The sequence below is a fragment of the Aestuariivirga sp. genome, from assembly GCF_044238155.1.
Classification (GTDB): Bacteria; Pseudomonadota; Alphaproteobacteria; order Rhizobiales; family Aestuariivirgaceae; genus Aestuariivirga.
The window spans coordinates 1-21,398 of the sequence record NZ_JBIIDX010000040.1 but is presented as its reverse complement, the minus strand read 5'-3'; the positions used below and the strand labels follow the sequence as shown (position 1 = coordinate 21,398).

24 protein-coding genes are annotated in these 21,398 nt (G+C 61.6%); 9 read left to right on the top strand and 15 right to left on the bottom strand.

The window, feature by feature from the left end; translation table 11 throughout:
- The 3 genes from ACILRN_RS06085 to ACILRN_RS06075 all read left to right on the top strand — a co-directional run.
- Nucleotides 1-407: class I fructose-bisphosphate aldolase (locus ACILRN_RS06085; protein ID WP_395686504.1), on the top strand; the 407-nt coding region annotated here is incomplete at its 5' end.
- Nucleotides 408-424: 17 nt separating this feature from the next.
- Nucleotides 425-976 carry a thiamine phosphate synthase gene (locus ACILRN_RS06080; protein WP_395686502.1) on the top strand — a complete coding sequence of 184 codons (552 nt, stop codon included), beginning with the start codon at nucleotides 425-427 and terminating at the stop codon, nucleotides 974-976.
- A complete protein-coding gene (locus tag ACILRN_RS06075; RefSeq protein WP_395686501.1) occupies nucleotides 973-1,692 on the top strand; it encodes a tetratricopeptide repeat protein in 720 nt (239 codons plus the stop codon). Before ACILRN_RS06080 ends, ACILRN_RS06075 begins: the two co-directional genes overlap by 4 nt.
- A 9-nt stretch (nucleotides 1,693-1,701) precedes the next feature.
- Here the strand turns inward: ACILRN_RS06075 and ACILRN_RS06070 are convergent, their stop codons facing one another.
- Nucleotides 1,702-3,327, bottom strand: a complete 1,626-nt coding sequence (locus tag ACILRN_RS06070) for an acyl-CoA synthetase (RefSeq protein ID WP_395686499.1) — start codon at nucleotides 3,325-3,327, stop codon at nucleotides 1,702-1,704.
- Between the two features lie 174 nt (nucleotides 3,328-3,501).
- Here ACILRN_RS06070 and ACILRN_RS06065 point away from each other — a divergent pair, with 174 nt between their 5' ends.
- On the top strand, nucleotides 3,502-5,403 hold the full coding sequence (locus ACILRN_RS06065; RefSeq protein WP_395686498.1) for a propionyl-CoA synthetase: 1,902 nt from the start codon (nucleotides 3,502-3,504) through the stop codon (nucleotides 5,401-5,403).
- Between the two features lies 1 nt (nucleotide 5,404).
- Here the strand turns inward: ACILRN_RS06065 and ACILRN_RS06060 are convergent, their stop codons facing one another.
- Nucleotides 5,405-6,208 (bottom strand): DUF2189 domain-containing protein, encoded by an 804-nt coding sequence (locus ACILRN_RS06060; RefSeq protein WP_395686496.1) that lies wholly within the window; start codon nucleotides 6,206-6,208, stop codon nucleotides 5,405-5,407.
- A 111-nt stretch (nucleotides 6,209-6,319) separates the two neighbouring features.
- Here ACILRN_RS06060 and ACILRN_RS06055 point away from each other — a divergent pair, with 111 nt between their 5' ends.
- Nucleotides 6,320-7,465: an MFS transporter gene (locus ACILRN_RS06055; protein WP_395686494.1), complete on the top strand. Its 1,146-nt coding sequence runs from the start codon at nucleotides 6,320-6,322 to the stop codon at nucleotides 7,463-7,465.
- A 29-nt stretch (nucleotides 7,466-7,494) separates the two neighbouring features.
- Nucleotides 7,495-8,268 (top strand): SDR family NAD(P)-dependent oxidoreductase, encoded by a 774-nt coding sequence (locus ACILRN_RS06050; protein ID WP_395686492.1) that lies wholly within the window; start codon nucleotides 7,495-7,497, stop codon nucleotides 8,266-8,268.
- A gap of 7 nt (nucleotides 8,269-8,275) precedes the next feature.
- Here ACILRN_RS06050 and ACILRN_RS06045 read toward each other — a convergent pair whose 3' ends face one another.
- The 3 genes from ACILRN_RS06045 to ACILRN_RS06035 form a co-directional block, all read right to left on the bottom strand.
- Nucleotides 8,276-8,875 (bottom strand): short chain dehydrogenase, encoded by a 600-nt coding sequence (locus tag ACILRN_RS06045; protein WP_395686491.1) that lies wholly within the window; start codon nucleotides 8,873-8,875, stop codon nucleotides 8,276-8,278.
- Between the two features lie 4 nt (nucleotides 8,876-8,879).
- Nucleotides 8,880-9,623, bottom strand: coding sequence for a DUF1013 domain-containing protein (locus tag ACILRN_RS06040; RefSeq protein WP_395686489.1), 744 nt, complete (start codon nucleotides 9,621-9,623; stop codon nucleotides 8,880-8,882).
- A 191-nt stretch (nucleotides 9,624-9,814) separates the two neighbouring features.
- Entirely contained in the window at nucleotides 9,815-10,789 is a 975-nt protein-coding gene (locus ACILRN_RS06035) for an NAD(P)H-quinone oxidoreductase (RefSeq protein ID WP_395686506.1), read from the bottom strand.
- Nucleotides 10,790-10,890: 101 nt separating this feature from the next.
- On the opposite strand from ACILRN_RS06035, the gene ACILRN_RS06030 reads away from it, so the two are divergent.
- Together ACILRN_RS06030 and ACILRN_RS06025 are read left to right on the top strand one after the other, a co-directional pair.
- Nucleotides 10,891-11,076 (top strand): DUF1192 domain-containing protein, encoded by a 186-nt coding sequence (locus ACILRN_RS06030; RefSeq protein WP_395686487.1) that lies wholly within the window; start codon nucleotides 10,891-10,893, stop codon nucleotides 11,074-11,076.
- A gap of 337 nt (nucleotides 11,077-11,413) precedes the next feature.
- On the top strand, nucleotides 11,414-11,935 hold the full coding sequence (locus ACILRN_RS06025; RefSeq protein ID WP_395686485.1) for a DUF1465 family protein: 522 nt from the start codon (nucleotides 11,414-11,416) through the stop codon (nucleotides 11,933-11,935).
- A 69-nt stretch (nucleotides 11,936-12,004) separates the two neighbouring features.
- Here ACILRN_RS06025 and rpmE read toward each other — a convergent pair whose 3' ends face one another.
- Complete coding sequence (gene rpmE / locus ACILRN_RS06020; protein WP_395686483.1) at nucleotides 12,005-12,226, bottom strand: 50S ribosomal protein L31; 222 nt, start codon at nucleotides 12,224-12,226, stop codon at nucleotides 12,005-12,007.
- 189 nt (nucleotides 12,227-12,415) lie between these two features.
- On the opposite strand from rpmE, the gene ACILRN_RS06015 reads away from it, so the two are divergent.
- Nucleotides 12,416-14,206, top strand: a complete 1,791-nt coding sequence (locus tag ACILRN_RS06015) for an ABC transporter transmembrane domain-containing protein (protein WP_395686481.1) — start codon at nucleotides 12,416-12,418, stop codon at nucleotides 14,204-14,206.
- Between the two features lie 8 nt (nucleotides 14,207-14,214).
- Here the strand turns inward: ACILRN_RS06015 and ACILRN_RS06010 are convergent, their stop codons facing one another.
- The 9 genes from ACILRN_RS06010 to ACILRN_RS05970 all read right to left on the bottom strand — a co-directional run.
- The gene (locus tag ACILRN_RS06010) at nucleotides 14,215-15,246 is read right to left on the bottom strand and encodes a peptidoglycan -binding protein (RefSeq protein ID WP_395686479.1); all 1,032 of its coding nucleotides are present in this window, start codon (nucleotides 15,244-15,246) and stop codon (nucleotides 14,215-14,217) included.
- Nucleotides 15,246-16,304: a flagellar motor protein MotA gene (locus ACILRN_RS06005; RefSeq protein WP_395686477.1), complete on the bottom strand. Its 1,059-nt coding sequence runs from the start codon at nucleotides 16,302-16,304 to the stop codon at nucleotides 15,246-15,248. Before ACILRN_RS06005 ends, ACILRN_RS06010 begins: the two co-directional genes overlap by 1 nt.
- 98 nt (nucleotides 16,305-16,402) lie before the next feature.
- On the bottom strand, nucleotides 16,403-17,797 hold the full coding sequence (locus tag ACILRN_RS06000) for an NAD(P)(+) transhydrogenase (Re/Si-specific) subunit beta (protein WP_395686476.1): 1,395 nt from the start codon (nucleotides 17,795-17,797) through the stop codon (nucleotides 16,403-16,405).
- Between the two features lie 5 nt (nucleotides 17,798-17,802).
- A complete protein-coding gene (locus ACILRN_RS05995) occupies nucleotides 17,803-18,108 on the bottom strand; it encodes a proton-translocating transhydrogenase family protein (RefSeq protein ID WP_395686475.1) in 306 nt (101 codons plus the stop codon).
- Between the two features lie 3 nt (nucleotides 18,109-18,111).
- On the bottom strand, nucleotides 18,112-19,224 hold the full coding sequence (locus ACILRN_RS05990; RefSeq protein ID WP_395686473.1) for a Re/Si-specific NAD(P)(+) transhydrogenase subunit alpha: 1,113 nt from the start codon (nucleotides 19,222-19,224) through the stop codon (nucleotides 18,112-18,114).
- Between the two features lie 16 nt (nucleotides 19,225-19,240).
- Nucleotides 19,241-19,531, bottom strand: a complete 291-nt coding sequence (locus tag ACILRN_RS05985) for an aa3-type cytochrome c oxidase subunit IV (protein WP_395686471.1) — start codon at nucleotides 19,529-19,531, stop codon at nucleotides 19,241-19,243.
- A gap of 89 nt (nucleotides 19,532-19,620) precedes the next feature.
- Complete coding sequence (locus ACILRN_RS05980) at nucleotides 19,621-19,770, bottom strand: hypothetical protein (RefSeq protein WP_395686469.1); 150 nt, start codon at nucleotides 19,768-19,770, stop codon at nucleotides 19,621-19,623.
- A complete protein-coding gene (locus ACILRN_RS05975; RefSeq protein ID WP_395686467.1) occupies nucleotides 19,764-20,144 on the bottom strand; it encodes a GNAT family N-acetyltransferase in 381 nt (126 codons plus the stop codon). Before ACILRN_RS05975 ends, ACILRN_RS05980 begins: the two co-directional genes overlap by 7 nt.
- 185 nt (nucleotides 20,145-20,329) lie before the next feature.
- Nucleotides 20,330-21,398 (bottom strand): M3 family oligoendopeptidase (locus ACILRN_RS05970; protein ID WP_395686465.1); only part of this gene is annotated, 1,069 nt, incomplete at its 5' end.

The following is a 21,398-nucleotide window of genomic DNA, read 5'->3' as shown; positions in this document are numbered from 1 at the left end:
AGCTTTATCACGCGCGCGTGGCGCTTGAGGGCATCGTGCTTAAGCCGAACATGGTGATCTCCGGCAAGAAGTGTCCACGACAGGCCGGTCGTGCCGAGGTGGCCGAGAAAACCCTGAAGGTGCTCAAGCGCTGTGTCCCGGCAGCGGTGCCAGGCATTGCATTCCTGTCAGGTGGCCAGTCCAGCCTCGATGCGACCGCCCATCTCCACCTGATGAATGCGGCAGGTCCGCTGCCATGGAAGCTGACTTTCTCCTATGGCCGCGCGTTGCAGTCCGACGCGCTCAAGGCATGGGGCGGCAAGACGGAGAATATTGCCGCTGCTCAGCGCGCCTTCAGCCACCGCGCCAGGATGAACGCACTGGCGTCCACCGGCAGCTGGAGCCAGGAACTGGAGACCGCGGCCTGACGCCCCGCCTGTTTCTCGTGGCGCCTGGCGATCTGAGCGCGGTCCAGATCCTGGACTGCCTCACCGCCGCCTGCACGGCAGGCGACGTCGCGAGCCTGCTGGTGCCTGCGAGGCTGGCGGGAGAGGTTAGCGTCGAGGCACAGCGCCTGGGAGTTGCCGTGATCGTGGCGGGGGAAGCCCGTGACGCCATACGCTGTGGCGCGGACGGCATACAGCTTGACGCGCAGGCCGAAGACTTGCCCGGCACCCGGCTCGCTCTTGGCAAGGACCGCATCCTCGGCGCCTATGTGGGTGGCTCGCGCCATCTTGCCATGGAAGCAGCCGAGGCGGGCGCCGACTACATTGCCTTCGACCAGACGGCCCCGGCACTCGGGGGCGAACCCCTCGTCGCGTGGTGGCAGGCGCTCACCGAGATCCCCTGCGTTGCCTTCCGGCCGGTCAGCCTCGACACCCTTGACATATTGCTGCCTCAGAGGCCGGACTTCATCCGCCCCCCGGATGCGATGTGGCAAGGCGCTGAAGATGCGCGCCGGATCGTAACGACACTGTCGCAACGCCTCGGTGCATGATGAAACTTGCTGCCGCCGCCACCCTTGCCCTTCTTGTCGTCACGACGCAGGCATTCGCCAACGACATGACGGAGGCGCAGGCGCAGATGGCTGAGGCGCGTGTTTATCTCGACAAGGCAAGCGGTCAATATGACTATGCCAAGGGCGAGTCGCTGCTGCGCAAGGCGGCGGAGACTGGCCTGCCGGAGGCCCAGTACACCATGGGCCTGCTGTCCCTCGGGGCCTTTGGCAATCCTCCGGATTTCGTGGCCGCGGCGGACTGGTTCGCCAAGGCATCATCCCAGGGGTATACGGCAGCGACGCATGAGCTTGGCGTGCTCTACATGGATGGCCGCGGAGTTCCAAGAGATGTCGTCAGGGCTGCCGCCCTGATCGGCGAGGCGGCGGAAAAGGGCAACACAGACGCCATGCTTGATTACGGCGTGCTGGTATTTCGTGGCGAAGGCGTCCAACAGAACGAGAAGATCGGTGCGCAGTGGCTGCTACTTGCCGCAAGGCGCGGCAACGTGGTCGCCCAGAACCGCGTGGCGCGCATTTATGCATTCGGCAAAGGCGTCGCCAGGGACCCGGTCGAGGCGATGAGCTGGAACATTCTCGCCAGCCGTGGCGGTCGGTCAGATTCGGAACTGGATTCGATCCTCGCCGATCTCAGCGAGGCGGACAAGGCGGAAGCAATGCGGCGCGCCGACGCCTTCAAGCCAGCGTCCAAGCCCTGACGCGTGGCCCTATATCGACCGGGCGATTTCCCTGAGCTTGAATTTCTGGATCTTGCCAGTGGAGGTCTTGGGAAGCTCCTGGAAGACCACGTGCCGGGGCACCTTGAAATTTGCAAGGCCGGCGCGGCACCATGTGATGATGTCCTCCTGCGTTGCCTGCTTGTCCGGCTTCAGTTCAACGAAGGCACAAGGCGTTTCGCCCCACTTTTCATCCGGCCGGGCCACCACGGCTGCAGCTTGAACAGCCGGATGTTTGTAGAGCACATCCTCGACCTCGATCGAGGAGATGTTTTCACCTCCTGAAATGATGATGTCCTTGGACCGGTCCTTGAGTTGGATGTAACCGTCCGGATGCATGACACCAAGATCACCCGAATGGAACCAGCCGCCGCGGAAGGCCTCTGCCGAGGCCTTGGGATTCTTTAGGTATCCCTTCATGACAATGTTTCCCCGGAACATGACTTCACCCATGGTGAGGCCATCGGCCGGCACCGGCTGCATGGTTTCCGGGTCCATGACCGCAAGATCTTCAAGTGCGTGATAGCGAACACCCTGCCGTGCCTTGCGGGAGGCCCGGATTGATCCCTCGAGATCGTCCCACTCCGCTTTCCAGTCGTTGACCACCGCCGGACCATAGGTTTCGGTCAATCCATAAAGATGAGTCACGTTGAAGCCCGCCTCCGCCATGGAGGCCAGCACCGCCTCTGGTGGCGGCGCAGCGGCAGTGAAGAACTCAACCTTCTGCGAGAGCGTGCGCTTGTCTTCAATCGGAGCGTTGAGAATCGTCGACATGACGATGGGAGCACCACAGAGATGGGTGACCTTGTGTTCGTCAAGTGCCTGCCAAATAGCCCTGGAACGCACCCAGCGCAGTGTCACATGGGTACCGCCGACGACCGACAGCGACCATGGAAAGCACCAGCCATTGCAATGAAACATGGGCAGCGTCCACAGATAGACAGGGTGCTTGGGCATGGACGCCGTCAGCACATTGCCCTGGGCCAGCAGATAGGCGCCACGATGATGATAGACCACGCCCTTCGGGTTGCCGGTGGTGCCGGACGTGTAATTCAGGGAAATTGCCTCCCACTCGTCATCTGGCCACAACCACTCGAATGTTTCATCGCCACTGGCGAGGAACTGCTCATAATCGATGGCGCCGAGCCGTGCGCCCTCGACCGGGTACTCGGGGTCGACATAATCGATCACGATCGGGTGGGGTGCAGGCATGAGCGCCAGCGCCTCTGCTGCTAGCTTCGCAAACTCCGAGTCAACGACCAGGACCTTCGCCTCTGCGTGGCCAAGTGAAAAGGCAATGGTCGCAGCATCAAGACGAGTATTGAGAGTATTGAGAACGGCGCCCATCATCGGCACGCCATAATGGCACTCAAGCATGGCTGGCGTGTTTGCGAGCAACACCGAAACGGTTTCACCCTTGCGCAGGCCGGCCTTGGCCAATGCGCTCGCCAGCTTGCGAGAGCGGGCATAGAATGCGGCATAACTCAACTTTTGCCGGCCATGAATGATGGCAGGGTGATCGGGGTAAACCGCCGCCGAACGAGCCAGAAAGCTAAGGGGGGTCAGCGGCTGGTAGTTGGCGGGGTTCTTGTCGAGGTCAAACTCATAAGCGGACATCGGGTTATCCTTGGTCTCTTGCGGAAAGGTTCTAGCCCAACCCGACTGCCCGTCAAAGCCACGCCGGAGCCATGGCATCAGGTGATGTCCACAGAATTTCGCCGGGCTCTTGCCAGATACCCGTGCGACTGAGGATAAGAGAGCAAAGTTCCCCACCTGCGAAAGGCCCGCCCGATGAGCCGATATCAAGAGACCTACGCCCGCTGGAAGCGGGACCCCGCGGCTTTCTGGGCCGATGCCGCGGCCAGCATCGACTGGATCAGGCCCTGGCGGCAGGTGCATGCGAAGATCGATGGTCTCGACCGCTGGTTCGCAGGCGCGGAATGCAACACGTGCTGGAACGCGGTCGACCGCCACGTCAAGGCCGGCCACGGCAGCAGACTCGCCGTGATCTATGACAGTCCGGTCACCGGCAAGATCTTACGCTACAGCTATGACCAGCTGCTCGATGAAGTGGCGACGCTTGCAGCGGCTCTTCAGGATCTGGGGCTCCGCAAGGGTGATCGCGTCATCCTCTATATGCCGATGATACCCGAGGCGCTGTTCGCCATGCTGGCCTGCGCGAGGCTCGGCGCCATTCACTCCGTGGTGTTCGGCGGCTTCGCGCCCCTCGAACTTGCAACTCGCATCAACGATGCCAAGCCAAAGCTCATCCTTTCGGCCTCATGCGGCATCGAGCCCAGCCGCGTCATCGCTTACAAGCCGTTGCTGGACGAGGCCCTCGACCTTGCCAGCCACAAGGTGGACGCGAGCGTCATTTTCCAGCGCGAGCAAGCCGTGGCAGAGCTGATGCACGGGCGAGATCATGACTGGGCCGAGATCACGCGGCAGGCAAGGCAGCGGGGGAGGAAGGCCGAGTGTGTCAATGTCGAAGCAACCGACCCCCTTTACATTCTTTACACGTCAGGGACCACGGGCCAGCCCAAGGGCGTTGTGCGCGACAATGGCGGACACATGGTGGCGATGAAGTGGTCCATGGAAAACGTCTATGGCGTCAGGCCGGGAGAGGTGTTCTGGGCTGCCTCGGATGTTGGCTGGGTGGTTGGCCACTCCTACATCGTCTATGCGCCTCTGCTGCACGGAGCCACCACGATCCTGTTCGAAGGAAAGCCCGTTGGCACTCCTGATCCTGGCACGTTCTGGCGCATCGTCGCCGAGCATGGGGTCAGCGCCCTGTTCACGGCGCCCACTGCCTTCCGTGCCATAAAGAAGGAAGATCCGGACGGAACCCATATCCGCCGGTACGACCTGTCCTCGCTGCGCACTCTGTTTCTTGCCGGAGAACGTGCCGATCCGGACACGGTCATGTGGGCGGAAGAACATCTGAAAGTACCGGTTGTCGATCATTGGTGGCAGACGGAAACCGGCTGGGCCATCGCCGCCAATCCTGTTGGACTTGGCATGCTGCCAGTCAAGTATGGCTCGCCCTGCGTCGCGATGCCCGGATATGAGGTCGAAGTGCTGGATGAGGCCGGCAAGCCGCTGCCCGCAGGCCAGCTCGGCGCCATCTGCATCAGGCTGCCTCTGCCACCGTCGTGCCTGCCGACGCTGTGGAACAACGACGATCGCTTTCGCAAGAGCTATCTTTCGCGTTTTCCCGGCTACTATGAAACAGCCGATGCGGGCTATATCGACGCCGACGGCTACATTTTCATCATGGCTCGTACCGACGACATCATCAATGTTGCCGGGCACCGTCTCTCGACCGGCGGGATGGAGGAGGTTCTGGCCGGCCACCCCAATGTGGCGGAAACAGCCGTGATCGGCATCGCCGACAAGATCAAGGGGCAGGTACCCGTTGGCCTTGTCGTGCTCAAGGCCGGCGTGACCCGCCCAGCAGGCGACATCGAGGCCGAGTGCGTGGCACGGGTGCGGGAGAGGATTGGCGCTGTTGCAGCTCTCAAGACGGTCATCGCGGTGCCACGGCTTCCAAAGACACGATCCGGCAAGATCCTGCGCGCCACCATGCGCAAGATCGCTGACCGGGAGGACTTCAAGATTCCCGCCACCATAGATGACCCCGCTATTCTGGAAGAGATCAGGGTGGCACTCGCCGGCAAGGGAATCGGTGTCTGATCTAAGACACGGCCGGGTCAACGACCCGCGTGTAGAGATGCCATGTTGCATACCCGAGGACCGGCAGGACCACCAGCAGGCCAAGGAACAGAGGGACGAGGGCCGCGAAACTGAGCAGCGCCACAATCAGCCCGAAGCCGATCATCGGGGCAGGATTCTCAAGGACTGCCTTAAAGCTCGCCATGATGGCCGTGACGAGATCGACCTCGCGGTCGAGCAACAGCGGAATGGCTACGACCGTCGCGCAGAAGAGCATGAAGGAGATGGCAGCACCGACCAGCGTTCCTGCGATCAGGAAGCCTGCGCCCTCCGGCGTGGTCAGCACGACGGTGAGAAATGCTTCGATGCTCGAGAACGACTTGAAGCCCAGGAACACCGCCAGCAGCATCCGAAACTGATAAAGCCACATCCAGAAGATAAACAGGACGACGAACGCCATCCAGCCAACTTGCCTTTGCCGCTGAGCCAGAACGACCTTGAGGATTTCGCCAAAGCGGAGCGGCTCGCCGAGGCTCAGGCGACGGCTTGTGTCGTAGAGTCCCGCCGCAACAAAGGGACCAAGCAGTGGAAAACCGACGGCGACCGGGAGAATCCACCAAGGCTCATGGAAAACCACCAGCAGGAGCCAGATGACAATTCCACCAACAGCATAAATGCTGCCAAAGAACAGTCCGATGAGTGGCGCCCGGCCAAAATCACGCAGGCCAGCGGCCAGGGCTGCCCCCACATCAGCCAGCGAAATCCGCCTGATATGGATGGCGGGTGTCCGCTGAGGGGCAGGCGAGGAATGTTCCTTGGCGTCCATGGCTTTTGTCCCTGATACGCGCTTCGCAGCTTCCCCGGATGCCAGAATGCCCATTGGCGAAGTTGCTGGCAATCGGCTAGAGCAAGAACCTCAAAAAGAGTTCCTGGTTCCATGACAACCACATCTGCCTCAAAGGCCCGATGGGCCTTGGTGGCCACTTTTCTGATCCATGGCATCCTTCTGGGTGCGTGGGTGCCGCACATTCCGCTGGCCAAGGACCGGCTTGACGCCGGTCCCGCCGTATTCGGACTGGCGCTGCTGGCCATGGCAGGAGGCGCGATTTTCGCCATGCCCCTGGCCGGCGTGCTGATCAACCGCTTTGGCAGTGCAAAGCTGATACTCGCATCGGGACTTCTGTTCTGCCTGTCCTTTCCAGGTCCGATCCTGGCCCAGGATCTTGCCAGTTTCGTGCTGGCTGCGCTGGTCATGGGGGCCGGGATCGGCAGCATGGATGTGGCGATGAACGCCCATGGGCTTGCCGTTGAACGTGAACTGCGTCGGCCAATCATGTCGATGCTGCATGGCAGCTTCAGTGTGGGCGGCATGGCAGGGACATTCCTCGGAGCCGCTCTTCTGGAGCTTGAAGGTGTCGCAGCGCAGATAGTGATCGTTATCGCGATCTGTCTTCCAGCCATGCTGATCGCATCCCGCTTCTTCCTGTCCAGCACAATCGACAAGGGATTGTCGGGAACGCATTTTGCATGGCCGACACGCGCCAGCGTGGGGCTTGGCTTGCTGTGTTTTCTCGCACTGATGATCGAAGGATCGATCCTGGACTGGGCAGCGATCATGATGCGCGAGACCTATAAGGTGGAAGCCAGCATCGCAGCGCTTGGCTTTGGTTTCTATCAGGGCGGCATGGCCGTCGCACGGTTCAGCGGCGACTGGATCAGGCAGCGTGCCGGTGCTGCGCCGATGGTAAGGACGAGCGCCATCATTACCGGCGTGGGAACTGCCGTTGCCCTCACTGCACCCACACCATCGATCGCCATTGCAGCCTTCGTGTTTGCAGGCCTCGGCCTCGGCAACATTGCTCCGGTACTGTTCGCGGGAGGCGGCAGACTCGAGCCCGATGCCCCCGGACGGGGTATCGCTGCAGTCACCACACTAGGCTACATGGGCTTTCTGTGCGGTCCGCCGCTCATTGGCCTTGCAGCACAGCTGACCAGTCTCACGACTGCCCTGTTCATCACCGTCGTGGCCGCACTTATCATTGCCGTTTTTGCCGATAAGGTTAAGCCAGCAGACAGCTACTGATCAATCCGACCACTCAGGAGGTTCTTGTCGTGAGACTGACAGATCGCATCGCCGTCATTACCGGCGCCGCCCGTGGCATCGGGCGCGCCATTGCAGAGCGCTTTACGGCAGAGGGTGCACGGGTGATTCTTACAGACATTCTCGACGACGAGGGTAAGGCTGCAGCCGCCGCAATTGGTGCAAGCTTCCGGCAGTGTGATGTTTCAAGGTCAGGGGATGTCAACAGTCTGGTTGCCCACGTCGTCGCTCAACATGGCGCCATCGACATACTGGTGAACAATGCCGCGATTGCACCGGGTGGTGACTTTCTGGATGTGACGGAAGCTGACTTCGACCGCGTCATCGGCATTAACCTGAAGGGCTCATTCCTGATGCTGCAGGCCTGCGCCCGCCACATGGTGAAGCAGGCAGAGGCGGGGCGCAAGCCAGGCGCCATCATCAACATGTCGTCAGTCAATGACACGCTGACCATTCCCGGTATCGTGACCTATTGCATCGCCAAAGGGGGCGTATCGCAACTCACCCGCGCCACGGCTGTCGCGCTTGCGCCGCACGGCATCCGGGTGAACGCCATCGGCCCCGGCTCAATTGCCACGGATATGATGAGGGGTGTTCTGTCCGACAAGTCCGCTCTGAACCGCGCTCTGTCCAGAACGCCGCTGGGACGAGTGGGCGACCCCTCGGAAGTGGCGTCAATCGCGGCCTTCCTGGCTTCGGACGACGCGAGTTACGTCACCGGCGAGACCATCTACGTGGATGGGGGACGGATGCCACTGAATTACACCGTGGCGGTGAAGGACTGAACTGCTGTCAGTCCACGAGGAAGACCTGCCCGGTCAACCCGCCCTCGACGCTTTTGACATAGGCCAGCCCGACGCGGGCCGAGGATACCGGCTGGTGCCCAGGAAAGAACCCATCATATTTCTGGGCTGACTCCTCCAGGAGCCCGGGGCTCACCGCATTGATGCGGATACCGCGCGGCATCTCGATGGCCGCTGACCTGACAAAGGCTCCGATCGCGCCGTTGACAGCTGCGGCATTTGCACCTGCCCTGACCGGATCGCGATCCAGAATGCCACTCGTGAGCGTGAAAGAGCCGCCATCGCTTATATGCGACAGACCGAGCAGCACCAGATGGATCTGCCCCATGAGCTTGTCGTCAAGCCCCTTGCGAAACTCCACGGGGGTCATGGCGGTGACGGGTCCGAAATGCACGTGTCCCGCGCAGGCCACTACGGCATCAATCGTGCCCAGGCCAACATACATCTGACGTACCGATGCCTCGTTCATCAGATCAACGGAAACATCGGCGCCGCTTCTTCCAGCCGTCACGATCTGATGGCGGCGCGAGAGCTGTGATACCGCCGCCTTCCCGACGGTACCAGAAGCGCCCACCACCAACACGCGCATCGGTCTACTCTCCGCCCTCTGGCGTTCGCTTCAGCGACTTTAGCTTGGCAAAGACCGAATCCGCGTCATATGTGGGCTCCACCTCGCGGGGTGCGGCTTCAGTCGCAGCAAAGGTGGGCTGTTCCTCGGCAGCCTGAGCAGCGGCATGTGCGGCCGTGCCCTCGACTTCGGACGCAGGAATGAGGGTGCGTGCAGGTGCCTGGTCCGCCGCCGGACGACCTGCCTTGCGGGCAGCCTTCTGAACCGCAAAATCCAATGCCAGCTGCGAACAGATGCCAAGCGAGACAGGATCGACCGGCTTGATGTTGGATGCGTTCCAGTGGCTGCGGTCACGCACGGCATTGATGGTGGACTTGGTGGTGCCCACCAGCTTCATGATGGCGGAGTCCGGAAGTTCCGGGTGGTGGCGCAGCAGCCAGGCAATCGCGTCAGGCCGGTCGCCGCGACGCGAGACAGGTGTATAGCGCGGACCAGAGGTCGATTTCTGCACCTGGATGTTGACCTTCGACTCCAGAATCTTCAGCCGGTGATCAGCATCCTTCTCGCCCTTTTCGATTTCCTCACGGGTCAGCTGGCCGCCAGTGATCGGATCAAGGCCCTTGATGCCGGCGGCCACGTCACCATCTGCAATACCCTTTACCTCCAGCTCATGGAGATGGCAGAAATCAGCGATCTGCCGAAAGGAGAGGCTGGTGTTTTCGACCAGCCAGACGGCAGTGGCCTTGGGCATCAGCGGGACGTTTGCCATGATCTTCTCGCTCCTTGAGAACCACTGTTTCAGGTTCCCTGTCATTACGACAGCTTGTTTGGAATGGCGCTTATATAAGCGGCAGGCGGGCGGTGCGCAATCCTTGTTTTTGAGCAGCATGGCCACGACCAAACAAACTCGTGCAGTCCCAATCGGCCGCGCCTGCTGCGCCCATGATACCAGAACCTCCGCTACCCGGCCGTCAGGACGATCTTGCCGATATGCTCACTGCTTTCCATGAGGGCGTGGGCCGCAGCGGCCTCGGCCAGCGGAAAGGTTCGGAAGATGAGAGGCTTCAAACGCCCATCGGCAAGGAGCGGCCAGACCTGGGCTTCAAGAGCACGGGCAATCGTCGCTTTTTCGGCAACGCTGCGGGTCCGCAGGGTCGAGCCGGTGAAGGTGAGTCGCTTGAGCATCAGGGGCATCCAGTCCGCCTCGAAGCGCGAGCCCTTCTGGAAAGCGATCATCACGATGCGAGCGTGCATGGCAGCGACCTTCAGGTTCCTGTCAACATAGTCGCCGCCCACCATGTCGAGGATGACATTCGGTCGCAGCGCTCTTTCGCTCAGCACTGCAGCAAAATCCTGTGTCCTGTAGTTGATGGCGAAATCGGCACCAAGTTCAAGACACGCGCGGCATTTCTCATCCGAGCCCGCCGTCGTGACCACCACGGCTCCAAACGCCTTGCCGAGCATGATTGCCGTGGTACCGATGCCGCTCGAACCGCCATGAACGAGAAGGATTTCGCCTGCTTTTAGCTGGGCGCGATCGAAAACATTCGTCCACACGGTGAAGAAGGTTTCCGGCAGTGCGGATGCCTCCTGCAACGACAGCCCTCCCGGCACTGGCAGGGCATTATCCTCATGCACGAGGGCGTACTCCGCGTAGCCACCGCCGGGCACCAAAGCACAGATCCTGTCCCCCGTTTCAAATCTGCGCGCTCCGTCGCCCAGAGCGACAATCTCCCCTGCAATCTCGAGGCCGGGGGTATCCGGGGCGCCGGGCGGAGGTGGATAGGCTCCCTTTCGCTGCAACACATCGGGCCGGTTCACTCCTGCGGCATGAACCCGGACCAGCACCTCGCCTGCTCCCGGCACCGGTACCGGAAGCCTTACAGGCCGGAGAACCTCCGGCCCACCAGGAGCCGTTATGGCTATTGCGGTCATCTCTCTCATGGGCAAGCCTCCGGCGGTGACATATGTATCAGTTTGAGTTGAAGCCCACCGGCCTGCAATGACAAAATGATACACATCAGGGAGCATGCGTGATGAGCTTTGAAGACCTGCCTAAGAAGCCTGTCGGTGTTATGATCGGAGAGCCACTGGATCTGTTGTCTATCGCGGAATTGGAACAGCGTGTCCGGCAGCTGGAGGAGGAAATCACGCGCGTGAGAGCTATGATCGGGACAAAGCGGGCTTCCAAGTCAGCCGCTGACGCCTTTTTCCGTTCGTGACTGCCAGCGGAACAGTACACGCGTCACTGGCCCGCCAGGGCATTTTCGCCGCACAGGTTGCGGACATTAACTGTTTGTTAAGGAATTAGTCATATTTTGCTAATTTGTAATCCTTGAGTGGATTTCGTCGAGTGACGCCAGTCACTCTGTTTGACGCCTCCCTGTTTGAAACTTCAAAGCCGCGCCGTCTCGCGCGGCTTTTCTTGTTTCTGGCACGAGTCTTGCTAACCCCTTTTGACCGAGAAGTGGCGAACGCCTCATTGACCGCGATGACCCGCGCGGTCATTATCGTTGTTTTGCTGCGCTCTGTTGCATAAAGAGCCGAAGGACCCCAGCCATGCAGACCGCCAACACTTCGCCTGTCACCGTTGATTTCATGAGGCGTTTCACGGCATCAGAGCAGTTCGACAAGGTATTTCGGGAAGGCATGGGGCTCGTCGAGGAAACGGCAGACTATCTGGACGGGCCGGGGCGAAAGGATGCCCGCCTGCTTGATCGTCATGGTGCTGTGGCCTACGCCGCTGAAAGCATGCGGCTAACCACCCGCCTAATGCAACTTGCCTCGTGGCTTCTTCTGCAAAGGGCGATCGGCGCGGGCGAGATGAACCCCGAAGAGGTACAACACGAACGTCGCCGCATTACGCTTGGTGAAATCGGCCACGGCAACCCTGTCAGCGGTGCTGAGCAATTGCCTACTGCCCTGCTGGACATCATTGACCGCTCGCTCTCCCTGCATCAGCGCATCCTGAAGTTCGATGCGATGTTGGGGCTTCAGGCCAGATCCGAGAACACGGGCAATCTCAGCCCGGTCAGCAGCCAGATTGACCGCATCGCCGCTGCCTTCGGGAACCGCTCCTGAGGTCGGAACAAGAAAGCCCTCGCCCGGACTATCGCCGGGCGTGGTTCTGCCTAGAATGACAGACCAATATTACTTGTTGAGGAAGGAAAACTTCTGGTTGAAACGCGACACGCGGCCACCGCGGTCGAGCAGGGTCTGCTGGCCGCCTGTCCAGGCCGGGTGAGATTTCGGATCAATGTCGAGGTTCATCGTATCGCCAGCCTTGCCCCAGGTGGACCTGGTCTGGAAGGTGGTGCCATCGGTCATGACCACATTGATCATGTGATAGTCGGGGTGAACGCCTTGCTTCATGGCCAAAACTCTCTTGAAGGCGGGGATACCCGCACAGAACTTACCGATTTCCGGTTTCAAGAGGGGCGTATACAGGAGACGGTCAGGTCAGGCAAGAGCGGCAAACAGCTGAGCCAAGGCCTTGCGGCAGCTTGTTTCAGGCATGATTCAGGCGCTTCCATTCCCGCGGCCATCAGCTAGAAAGCGCGCATGAGCAACCTCTACGAAGAAGAGGCCCGACGGCGCCCGAAAAGCCGAAACCTGCGCCCTCTCCTGCGGCTCACGCCGTTTCTGCGCCCCTATCGACGGCAAATGCTGTTCGCACTTCTTGCCCTGCTCACAGCTGCCGCAGCCACGCTTGCACTGCCGCTGGCGGTGCGGCGCATCATCGACCACGGTTTTACCGCCGCGGACGCGCCTCTGATCGACAAGTACTTTCTGGCGATGTTGGCGGTCGTGTCAGTTCTGGCGCTTGGGTCAGCCCTGCGCTTCTACTTCGTGATCTGGATTGGCGAGCGGGTGGTGGCCGACATCCGTGACCGCATCTTCAGCCACCTTCTTGATCTCAGCCAAACCTTCTTCGAGGTACAGCGCACCGGAGAGGTCGTCTCGCGGCTTACCGCAGATACCACCCAGATCAAGGCAGCCTTTTCTTCAACTGCCTCAATTGCTCTGCGCAACGTGGTCATGCTGGCCGGAGCTGTCATCATGATGGTGACAACCAGCCCCCGCCTGGCGGGGCTGTCCCTGCTGGCCCTGCCGCTCATCGTCCTGCCACTCGTGATCTACGGGCGGCGGGTGAGAAGCCTGTCGCGCCTGTCCCAGGACACGCTGGCCTCTTCCGCCGCGTTTGCCCAGGAGCGGTTGCAGGCCGTTGCAACCGTCCAAGCCAATGTGCAGGAAACCGCCGCGCGCAAGGCGTTTTCCGACGCCACCGCCAGCGCCTTCGCTGCCGCGGCTCAGCGCACAGTGGCGCGGGCTCTGCTGACCGCGCTGATCATCGGCGTGGTGGCCGGGGCCGTCGTCATGCTGCTGTGGTATGGGGCGAGCGCCGTCATTTCCGGCAGCATGACTGCGGGCGTTCTCAGCCAGTTTCTGATCTACGCCATTCTGGCCGCCAGTTCGATGGGACAGCTTTCAGAGGTCTGGGGCGAGGTTCAGCTGGCAGCAGGAGCAGCCGAGCGCATTTCGGAACTGCTCGATGAAGCTCCCGACATCGCCGCACCAGCGGCACCACAGCCGCTGCCTTCTCCGCCACAGGGCAGGCTGGCCTTCGAAGACGTCAGCTTCTCCTACCCGACACGATCAGACACGCTGGCTCTGTCTGGGATCTCCTTTACAGTCAAGACCGGTGAGACCGTTGCCATCGTTGGCCCCTCGGGGGCAGGCAAGAGCACGGTTTTCGCACTCGTCCAGCGGTTCTTCGACCCGCAGGCAGGTCGGGTCACCGTCGATGGCATCGACGTGAAAACTGCCGTGCCGCAGGCGGTGCGTTCACGCATCGCTGTTGTGCCACAGGAAACGGTGATCTTCTCAGGCAGCGTTGTCGACAACATCCGGTTCGGCAAGCCCGAAGCAAGCGAGTTCGAGATCATGGAAGCTGCCCGCGCCGCGCGGGTGGACGAATTCGCCGAACGGCTGCCGAACGGTTATGACACGCAGGTGGGCGAACGTGGGGTGACCCTCTCCGGCGGCCAGCGTCAGCGCATCGCAATTGCACGCGCCATTCTGCGCGATGCCCCTATCCTATTGCTCGACGAGGCAACCAGTGCACTCGACTCGGAGAGCGAAGCCTTCATCCAGCAGGCGATCGAACGGCTCACTGCCAACCGCACGACGCTCGTCATTGCCCACCGGCTGGCCACCGTGCGCAACGCCAACCGCATTCTGGTACTCGATGGGGGAGAACTGGTGGATGAGGGGACCCATACCGAGCTGATTGCCTCAAGCCCGCTCTATGCGAGGCTCGCCAAGCTTCAGTTTCAAGCAGCCTCAGGCTGATAGCGCACTCACCGTTCGGTAAGCTTCAGCTCGATACGGCGGTTGCGGGACTTTGCCTCTTCGGTGGAGCCAGTGTCAATCGGCTGGAACTCGCCGAAGCCCGCTGCCACCAGATGCTGAGGCGACACGCCGTTGGCGATCAGGAAATTGACCACAGCGATGGCGCGGGCTGCCGAAAGCTCCCAGTTCGACTTGAATTGGGGCGACTGTATGGGGTCGATGTCGGTGTGGCCATCAACCCGCAGCACCCAGGCGATGTCGGCTGGTATCTCACGCTCGAGTTGCTTCAGCGCATCGGCCAGTTTCAGCATCTCGGCCTGGCCTTCGGCGTTGAGCGAGGCCTGCCCCTTGGGAAAAAGAACCTCGGCCTGGAACACGAAGCGATCGCCCACCACAAGTACATCCGCGCGCTGCGACAGTATCTGACGCAGCCGCCCGAAGAACTCCGAGCGGTAGCGGGTCAGCTCTTGCACGCGCTGCGCCAGCGCGGAATTGAGGCGCTTGCCAAGATCGGCAATCTGGGCCTCTGACTCGCGGTTCTTTGTTTCAGCATCGCTCAGGAGTGCATTCAGGGTCTGCAGCTGGCGGCGCATGGCGGCAATCTGCTGGTTGAGCAGTTCGACCTTGGCCAGCGCCTCCGATGAGATGGATTTTTCCTTATCGAGCGCGGTCTGGAGACCGGTGATGGTCTGACTTGCACTGCTGCCCTTCTCACCTGCGCTCTCAAGCATCTGCGAGAGTTCGGCGGACTTGCCCTTCTCGGTCGCAAGATCGTCCTGGAGGGCAAGCAGGTTCGCCTCGGCATCCGCTTTTGCCGCCTGCTCCAGAGCAAGCAGCTGCGTCAGCTCAGCGATCTGCGCCCGCAGCTGACCCAGCGCTGAATCCTGGCCGGATATCTGCCGGGCAAGCAGGAATTGCGCTACCATGAACACAGAAAGCAGAAACGTGATGACGAGGAGGAGTTGCGCCAGTGCATCGACGAAGCCAGGCCAATAGGCGTCCTCGCTGCCGCGCCCGCGCCGTCTTAGAAGACCTGCCATTACGGACGCTCATCCTCGCCGCGTGGACGGGACGTGCCGCGCGACAATGGTCCCGTCGCGCGCAAGAGAAGTCGCTGTATCTCGTTCTGTTGGGTCTGCTGGCCCTGCGCCCATTGCCGAACGATCTTCTGCTCTTCCCGCATCTGCTCGACGAGTGCTGCCACGGCATCTGCCAGCTGCTCGGAGGCATCCGGTCCTGACCGCGGCGCCGGAGTGGAGGCCAGGGACCTCTGGTTCTCGAGGGCCGTGGTCAGCCGTTCCATCGTCCGCACCATTGCCTGCATTTCACTGCGCGGGAACTGCGGCATGCGACTGGCCGACGCCTGCATCTGCTGGCCGTCACCTGCGGCGATGTCAGTGATGCTCGACAGCCAGTCCTCAAGGTCGATGTAGAAACGGTTCTGCGCCTGCGCTGCCTTGAGATCAAGGAAGCCAAGGATCAGGGAACCTGCAAGGCCGAGGAGCGAAGAGGAAAAGGACAATCCCATGCCACGAAGCGGCGCCTGCAATCCCTGCTTCAGCTGATCGAACAGAGTAGCAGACTGAGCCGAGGTGACATCGAGCCCCTCGATCGCACCGCCGATTGACTGCACGGTTTCAAGCAGGCCCCAGAATGTGCCGAGCAGGCCGAGAAAGATGAGAAGTCCAACCAGATAACGAGACAGGTCACGCGACTCGTCGAGGCGGGAGGCCAAGGAGTCGAGAAGCGAGCGCATGGACAGTGGCGACAGCACCGTATCCTGCCTGTTGCGGAGCAGGAGCGCCATTGGCGCAAGCAGATGTGGTGGGCGGGATACATCCTCCTGCTCGCCCTCGCGGAACCGGTTTACCCAGTTCACCTCGCGGAACAGACGCCAAACCATGCGGAAGGAATGGAACATGCCGAGCAGCAGGGTTCCCAGGATCACCCCGTTCAGCATCGGATTCGCCATGAAGGCACTCGTCAGCCCGGGCAGGATAACCACCACGAGTATCCCCACCAGCAGGGTGAAGACCAGCATATGAACAAGATAAACCCTTGGCGGTTCAAGGGGTTGGGCTGCCGCCGGCTCAGACATGTCGATTCCCACCGCTAGACGCGTTGATCTGTGGACATCAATCTAGACGATTGCATGACCAAGCGGGAGAGGGCTTGTCAGGCCCTCAGCAGGTGGGCTCAGGCCATCGCCTTGTTGATCTCTTCGGTCATTTTCTTGGCATCACCAAACAGCATCATCGTGTTGTCACGCCAGAACAGCGGATTATCCACTCCAGCATAACCTGACGACATGCCGCGCTTGATGAACATCACGGTCTTGGCCTTCCACACCTCCAGCACCGGCATGCCATAGATCGGAGAGGCCGGATCGTCCTTGGCGGAGGGGTTGGTGACGTCATTGGCGCCGATCACGAAGGCCACGTCGGCCTGGCCGAAATCCGAGTTGATGTCCTCGAGTTCGAACACCTCGTCGTAGGGTACATTGGCCTCGGCCAGCAGTACGTTCATGTGGCCGGGCATGCGGCCCGCAACGGGGTGAATGGCATACTTGACGGTGACGCCTTCCTTCTTGAGGTGGTCGGCCATCTCGCGCAATGCGTGCTGGGCCTGGGCCACCGCCATGCCATAGCCCGGTACAATGATCACCGAACCCGCATTCTTCATGATGAAACCGGCGTCGTCCGCCGAGCCCTGCTTGACGGGCTTCGCTTCTCCCTGTGCGGCAGGACCCGCGCTCTCGCCGCCGAAGCCGCCGAGGATCACCGAGATGAAGGAGCGGTTCATGCCCTTGCACATGATGTAGGAGAGGATGGCGCCCGACGAGCCCACCAGCGCGCCGGTGATGATCAGCGCCGTATTGTGCAGCGTGAAGCCGATGCCCGCCGCCGCCCAGCCGGAATAGGAATTAAGCATCGATACGACCACCGGCATGTCGGCGCCACCAATCGGAATGATGAGCAGGAAACCCAGCGCCAGGCTGATCGCAATGATTGCCCAGAACCACAGCCAGACAGGGCTGAGGTAGAACAGCGCAATACACGCCACGAGCGCAACACCCAGCGCAATGTTGATCACATGACGGGCGGGCAGCAGGATGGGCGCGCCGGACATGCGGCCATCCAGCTTGAGGAAGGCGATGACAGAGCCGGTGAAGGTAATAGCGCCAATGGCGGCGCCCAGCGACATCTCGATGCGCGAGATCGGCTGGATCGCGCCGTCGACAACGATGTGGAAAGCCTCCGGGGCGTAGAAGGCAGCCGCTGCCACGAATACTGCAGCAAGGCCGACGAGCGAGTGGAACGCCGCTACCAGCTGCGGCATCGCCGTCATGGCGATCTTCTTCGCCATCACGGCGCCGATGCCGCCGCCGATTGCCAGGCCAAGCACCACAAGCCCGATGACCATGGGCGATAGCTGCATGGTGGCAAGGGTGGTGACCATGGCAATCGCCATGCCAACCATGCCGTACATGTTGCCCTGACGCGACGTGGCGGGCGATGACAGCCCGCGCAGCGCCATGATGAACAGCGCGCCGGACACAAGGTAGAGAATGGCTGCGAGATTGACCGACATGTCGCCTATTTCTCCTTCTTCTTGTACATGGCGAGCATGCGGGAGGTGACGAGGAATCCGCCGAAGATGTTCACAGACGCAAGCACCAGCGCGATGAACCCAAACACCATGGCCGTGACCGAGCCCGACTCGAGCGCGCCCACGCCCACTGCCAGCAGCGCTCCCACCACGATCACCGAGGAAATGGCGTTGGTCACCGACATCAGAGGCGTGTGCAGCGCCGGAGTGACGTTCCACACCACGTAATAGCCCACGAACACCGCCAGCACGAAAATGCCGAAGAGTGAAACAAACGGGTCAATCGCTTCCATCGTTCAGGCTCCCTGGAACATGGGGTGCACCAGCGCGCCGCCGCGCGCGATCATCGTGCCCTTGATGCATTCATCGGCGTCGTCGATCTTGAGCGAGCCATCCTTCTGGATCATCAGATCGAGGAAATTGGCGAGGTTCTTGGCAAACAGCGGCGAGGCGTTGCCGGCCAGCCTGCCCGCCAGATTGACAGTGCCGACGAGGGTGACACCCTTGTGATGCACGATCTGATCCGGCTTCGACAGCGGGCAGTTGCCGCCGCGCTCCACCGCGAGGTCGACGATCACCGAGCCGGGCTTCATGCTGTCCACCATGGCCTCGGTGATCAGCACCGGCGCCGGGCGGCCGGGGATCAGCGCGGTGGTGATGATCACGTCCTGCGTCTTTACATGCTCGGCCACCAGGGCGGCCTGCTTGGCCTTGTCCTCGGCCGTAAGTTCCTTGGCGTAGCCGCCGGAAGTGGCCGCATCGGCGATGTCGGCATAAACAAACTTGGCGCCGAGGCTCTTCACCTGCTCTTCGGTGGCCTTGCGCACGTCGGTGGCCGAGACGATGGCGCCCAGGCGGCGTGCCGTGGCAATCGCCTGCAGGCCCGCGACGCCCACACCCATGATGAACACCTTCGCGGCTGGCACGGTGCCAGCGGCCGTCATCATCATCGGGAAGGCGCGGGTGAAATGATAGGCAGCATCGATCACTGCCTTGTAGCCAGCGAGGTTGGCCTGCGACGACAGGATGTCCATGGCCTGGGCTCGGGTGATCCGCGGCATCAGTTCCATGGCAAAGGCGGTCACGCCAGCCTTGGCAATGGCCTCAAGCCCCACCTTGTCGCCATAGGGTTCAAGCCCGCCCATCAGGATGGCGCCCGGTTTCAGCGCTGCGAGCAGGTCCGCCGCGGGCCGGCGCACGGTCAGCACCACGTCCGCCTCACCCCAGCCGCCATTGGTAATCTTCGCGCCCGCTGCGGCGAAGGCGTCGTCCGAAATGCTGGCGCCCTTGCCGGCACCGGACTGCACCCAGACCTCGGCACCCTTCTTTACGTAAGACTTTATGGTATCCGGGCTGGCCGCTACGCGGCGCTCCCCGACCTGAGTTTCCGTGGGGATCGCGATTTTCATGAGCCCGCCTTGATGATCAACCGAGCATTACGGCGGTGATCAGACCGAAGATCACCAGCCAGCCCACAGAGAGGTACCACGCATTTCCCACCCGGGCGTCGATGACAAGCGCCAAGGTACCGATAATCAGGCCGCCAAAGCCCAACAGCAGGTTACCAGACGACACGAAGGCAAAGGCGACCAGCGCCACGAGGACATAAAGGCAGAAAATACTGAGGATAATTGAGCCCTTGATGAAGCCCTGGTAGGTCGCCCTGTGGGCCTCGATATTCTGAGAGTGGGCACCGCTCGCGCCGTGGTCTGCCATGATTCCCTCCGCATGGAAGTCAGTTTGGCGAGGCTTCTAGCCAGTCCTGCCGACCCCCGCAAGCACCCGGTCTGCCGGGCGGCGATCAGTCACGCGGATCGTGCAAGTTCCTGCAAGTTCTCGAAGATGTAGATGGTTTCATCCTGGTTGTAGCCGTGCCATGGATAGACGTCAGGCCTGACAAATCGCGCACCCAGCGCCTCATAGAAGGCGCGCGCCGGCTGGTTGGCGGTCAGCACCCCGACGGAGAGCGCCTTGCCGCCCTGGTTGACCCAGTCCCGCGCCGCCGGCCGATGCCCAGGCGGTGGAAGCGCTTCAGAATATAGAGCGCGAAGATATGGCCGTCCGCGCCCTCGGCAACCGGCTCCTTCACCGGTCCCGCCCGGATGAACCCCGCCGCCTCGCCATCGGCCCGCGCCAGATAGGTGGGCGCACCCGTGACCTCGAGATAACCGCGCCAGCGCGCAGTGCGGTCCGCCAGGTCCGCATTCTCAAGAATGCCCGGCGGGATCATGCCGGAGTATGTCTCTTTCCAGCTGGTCAGATGCAGCAGCGCGATCGCCGCCGCGTCATCGACGCCGGGGGCCTGGTAGGTGATGTGCCCGGTGTTCATGGTCCCATCCCGCGCCATGGTCAGTTGAAGGACGTTTGATCAAGTACCATAGCATCCTTCATACTTCACCTATGCCACGGCTTGACCGTGGCATCTTTTTCCTGGCGGCCGAAGAAGACCCCCGGATCAAGTCCGGGGGTGATGAGCACTGCTGATCACGACTCTCCCAGAAAAAGCATCAAATGCTATGTCTTCTCCAGTTCGTCGATCATGCCGGAGATTACCGACAGGCCCTTGTCCCAGAAGGCGGGGTCAGTGGCGTCGAGGCCGAAGGGCTTCAGAAGCTCGGCGTGGTGCTTGGTGCCGCCCGCCTTCAGCATCGCAAAATACTTCTCCTGGAAGCCCTGCGCGCTCTCGCGGTAGCGGGCATAGAGCGAATTCACCAGGCAATCGCCGAAAGCATAGGCGTAGACATAGAAGGGTGAGTGGATGAAGTGCGGGATGTAGCTCCAGAACGTCTCATAGCCCTCGCCCAGCACGATGCCGTCGCCGAGGCTTTCCGCCTGCACCTCAAGCCAGATGGCGTTGATCTGCTCCGGCGTCAGCTCGCCTTCCTTGCGCGCGGTGTGCAGCTTGCGCTCGAACGTATAGAAGGCGATCTGCCGCACGACCGTGTTGATCATGTCCTCGACCTTGGAGGCCAGCAGCGCCTTGCGCTTCTTCGGATCCTCCGTTTTGGCGAGCAGCGCCTGGAAGGTCAGCATTTCGCCGAACACGCTGGCCGTCTCGGCCAGCGTCAGCGGGGTCGAGGCCATCAGCGCGCCTTGCGGCGCCGCCAGCACCTGATGCACGCCGTGGCCCAGCTCATGGGCGAGCGTCATCACATCCCGCGTCTTGCCGAGATAGTTCATGAGCACATAGGGGTGCGCGGAAGGAACGGTGGGATGCGCGAAGGCGCCCGGCGCCTTGCCGGGCCTCGCGGGCGCATCGATCCAGTTGCGGTCAAAGAACTGGGCGGCGATCCCCGCCATCTCGGGCGAAAACGCTCCGTAGGCGGATAATACCGTGTCCCTCGCCTCCGCCCACGGCACGTCGCGGGTGTCTTCCTGCGGGAGCGGCGCGTTGCGGTCCCAGTGCATGAGCTTGTCCTTGCCCAGCCATTTGGCCTTCATGCGGTAATAGCGGTGCGACAGCTGCGGATAATTGCGCCGCACCGAGTCAACCAGCGCCGCCACCACCTCGGGCTCCACGCGGTTCGAGAGGTGGCGGGCGTCCGCGATGTCCTTGAAGCCGCGCCAGCGGTCGGAAATTTCC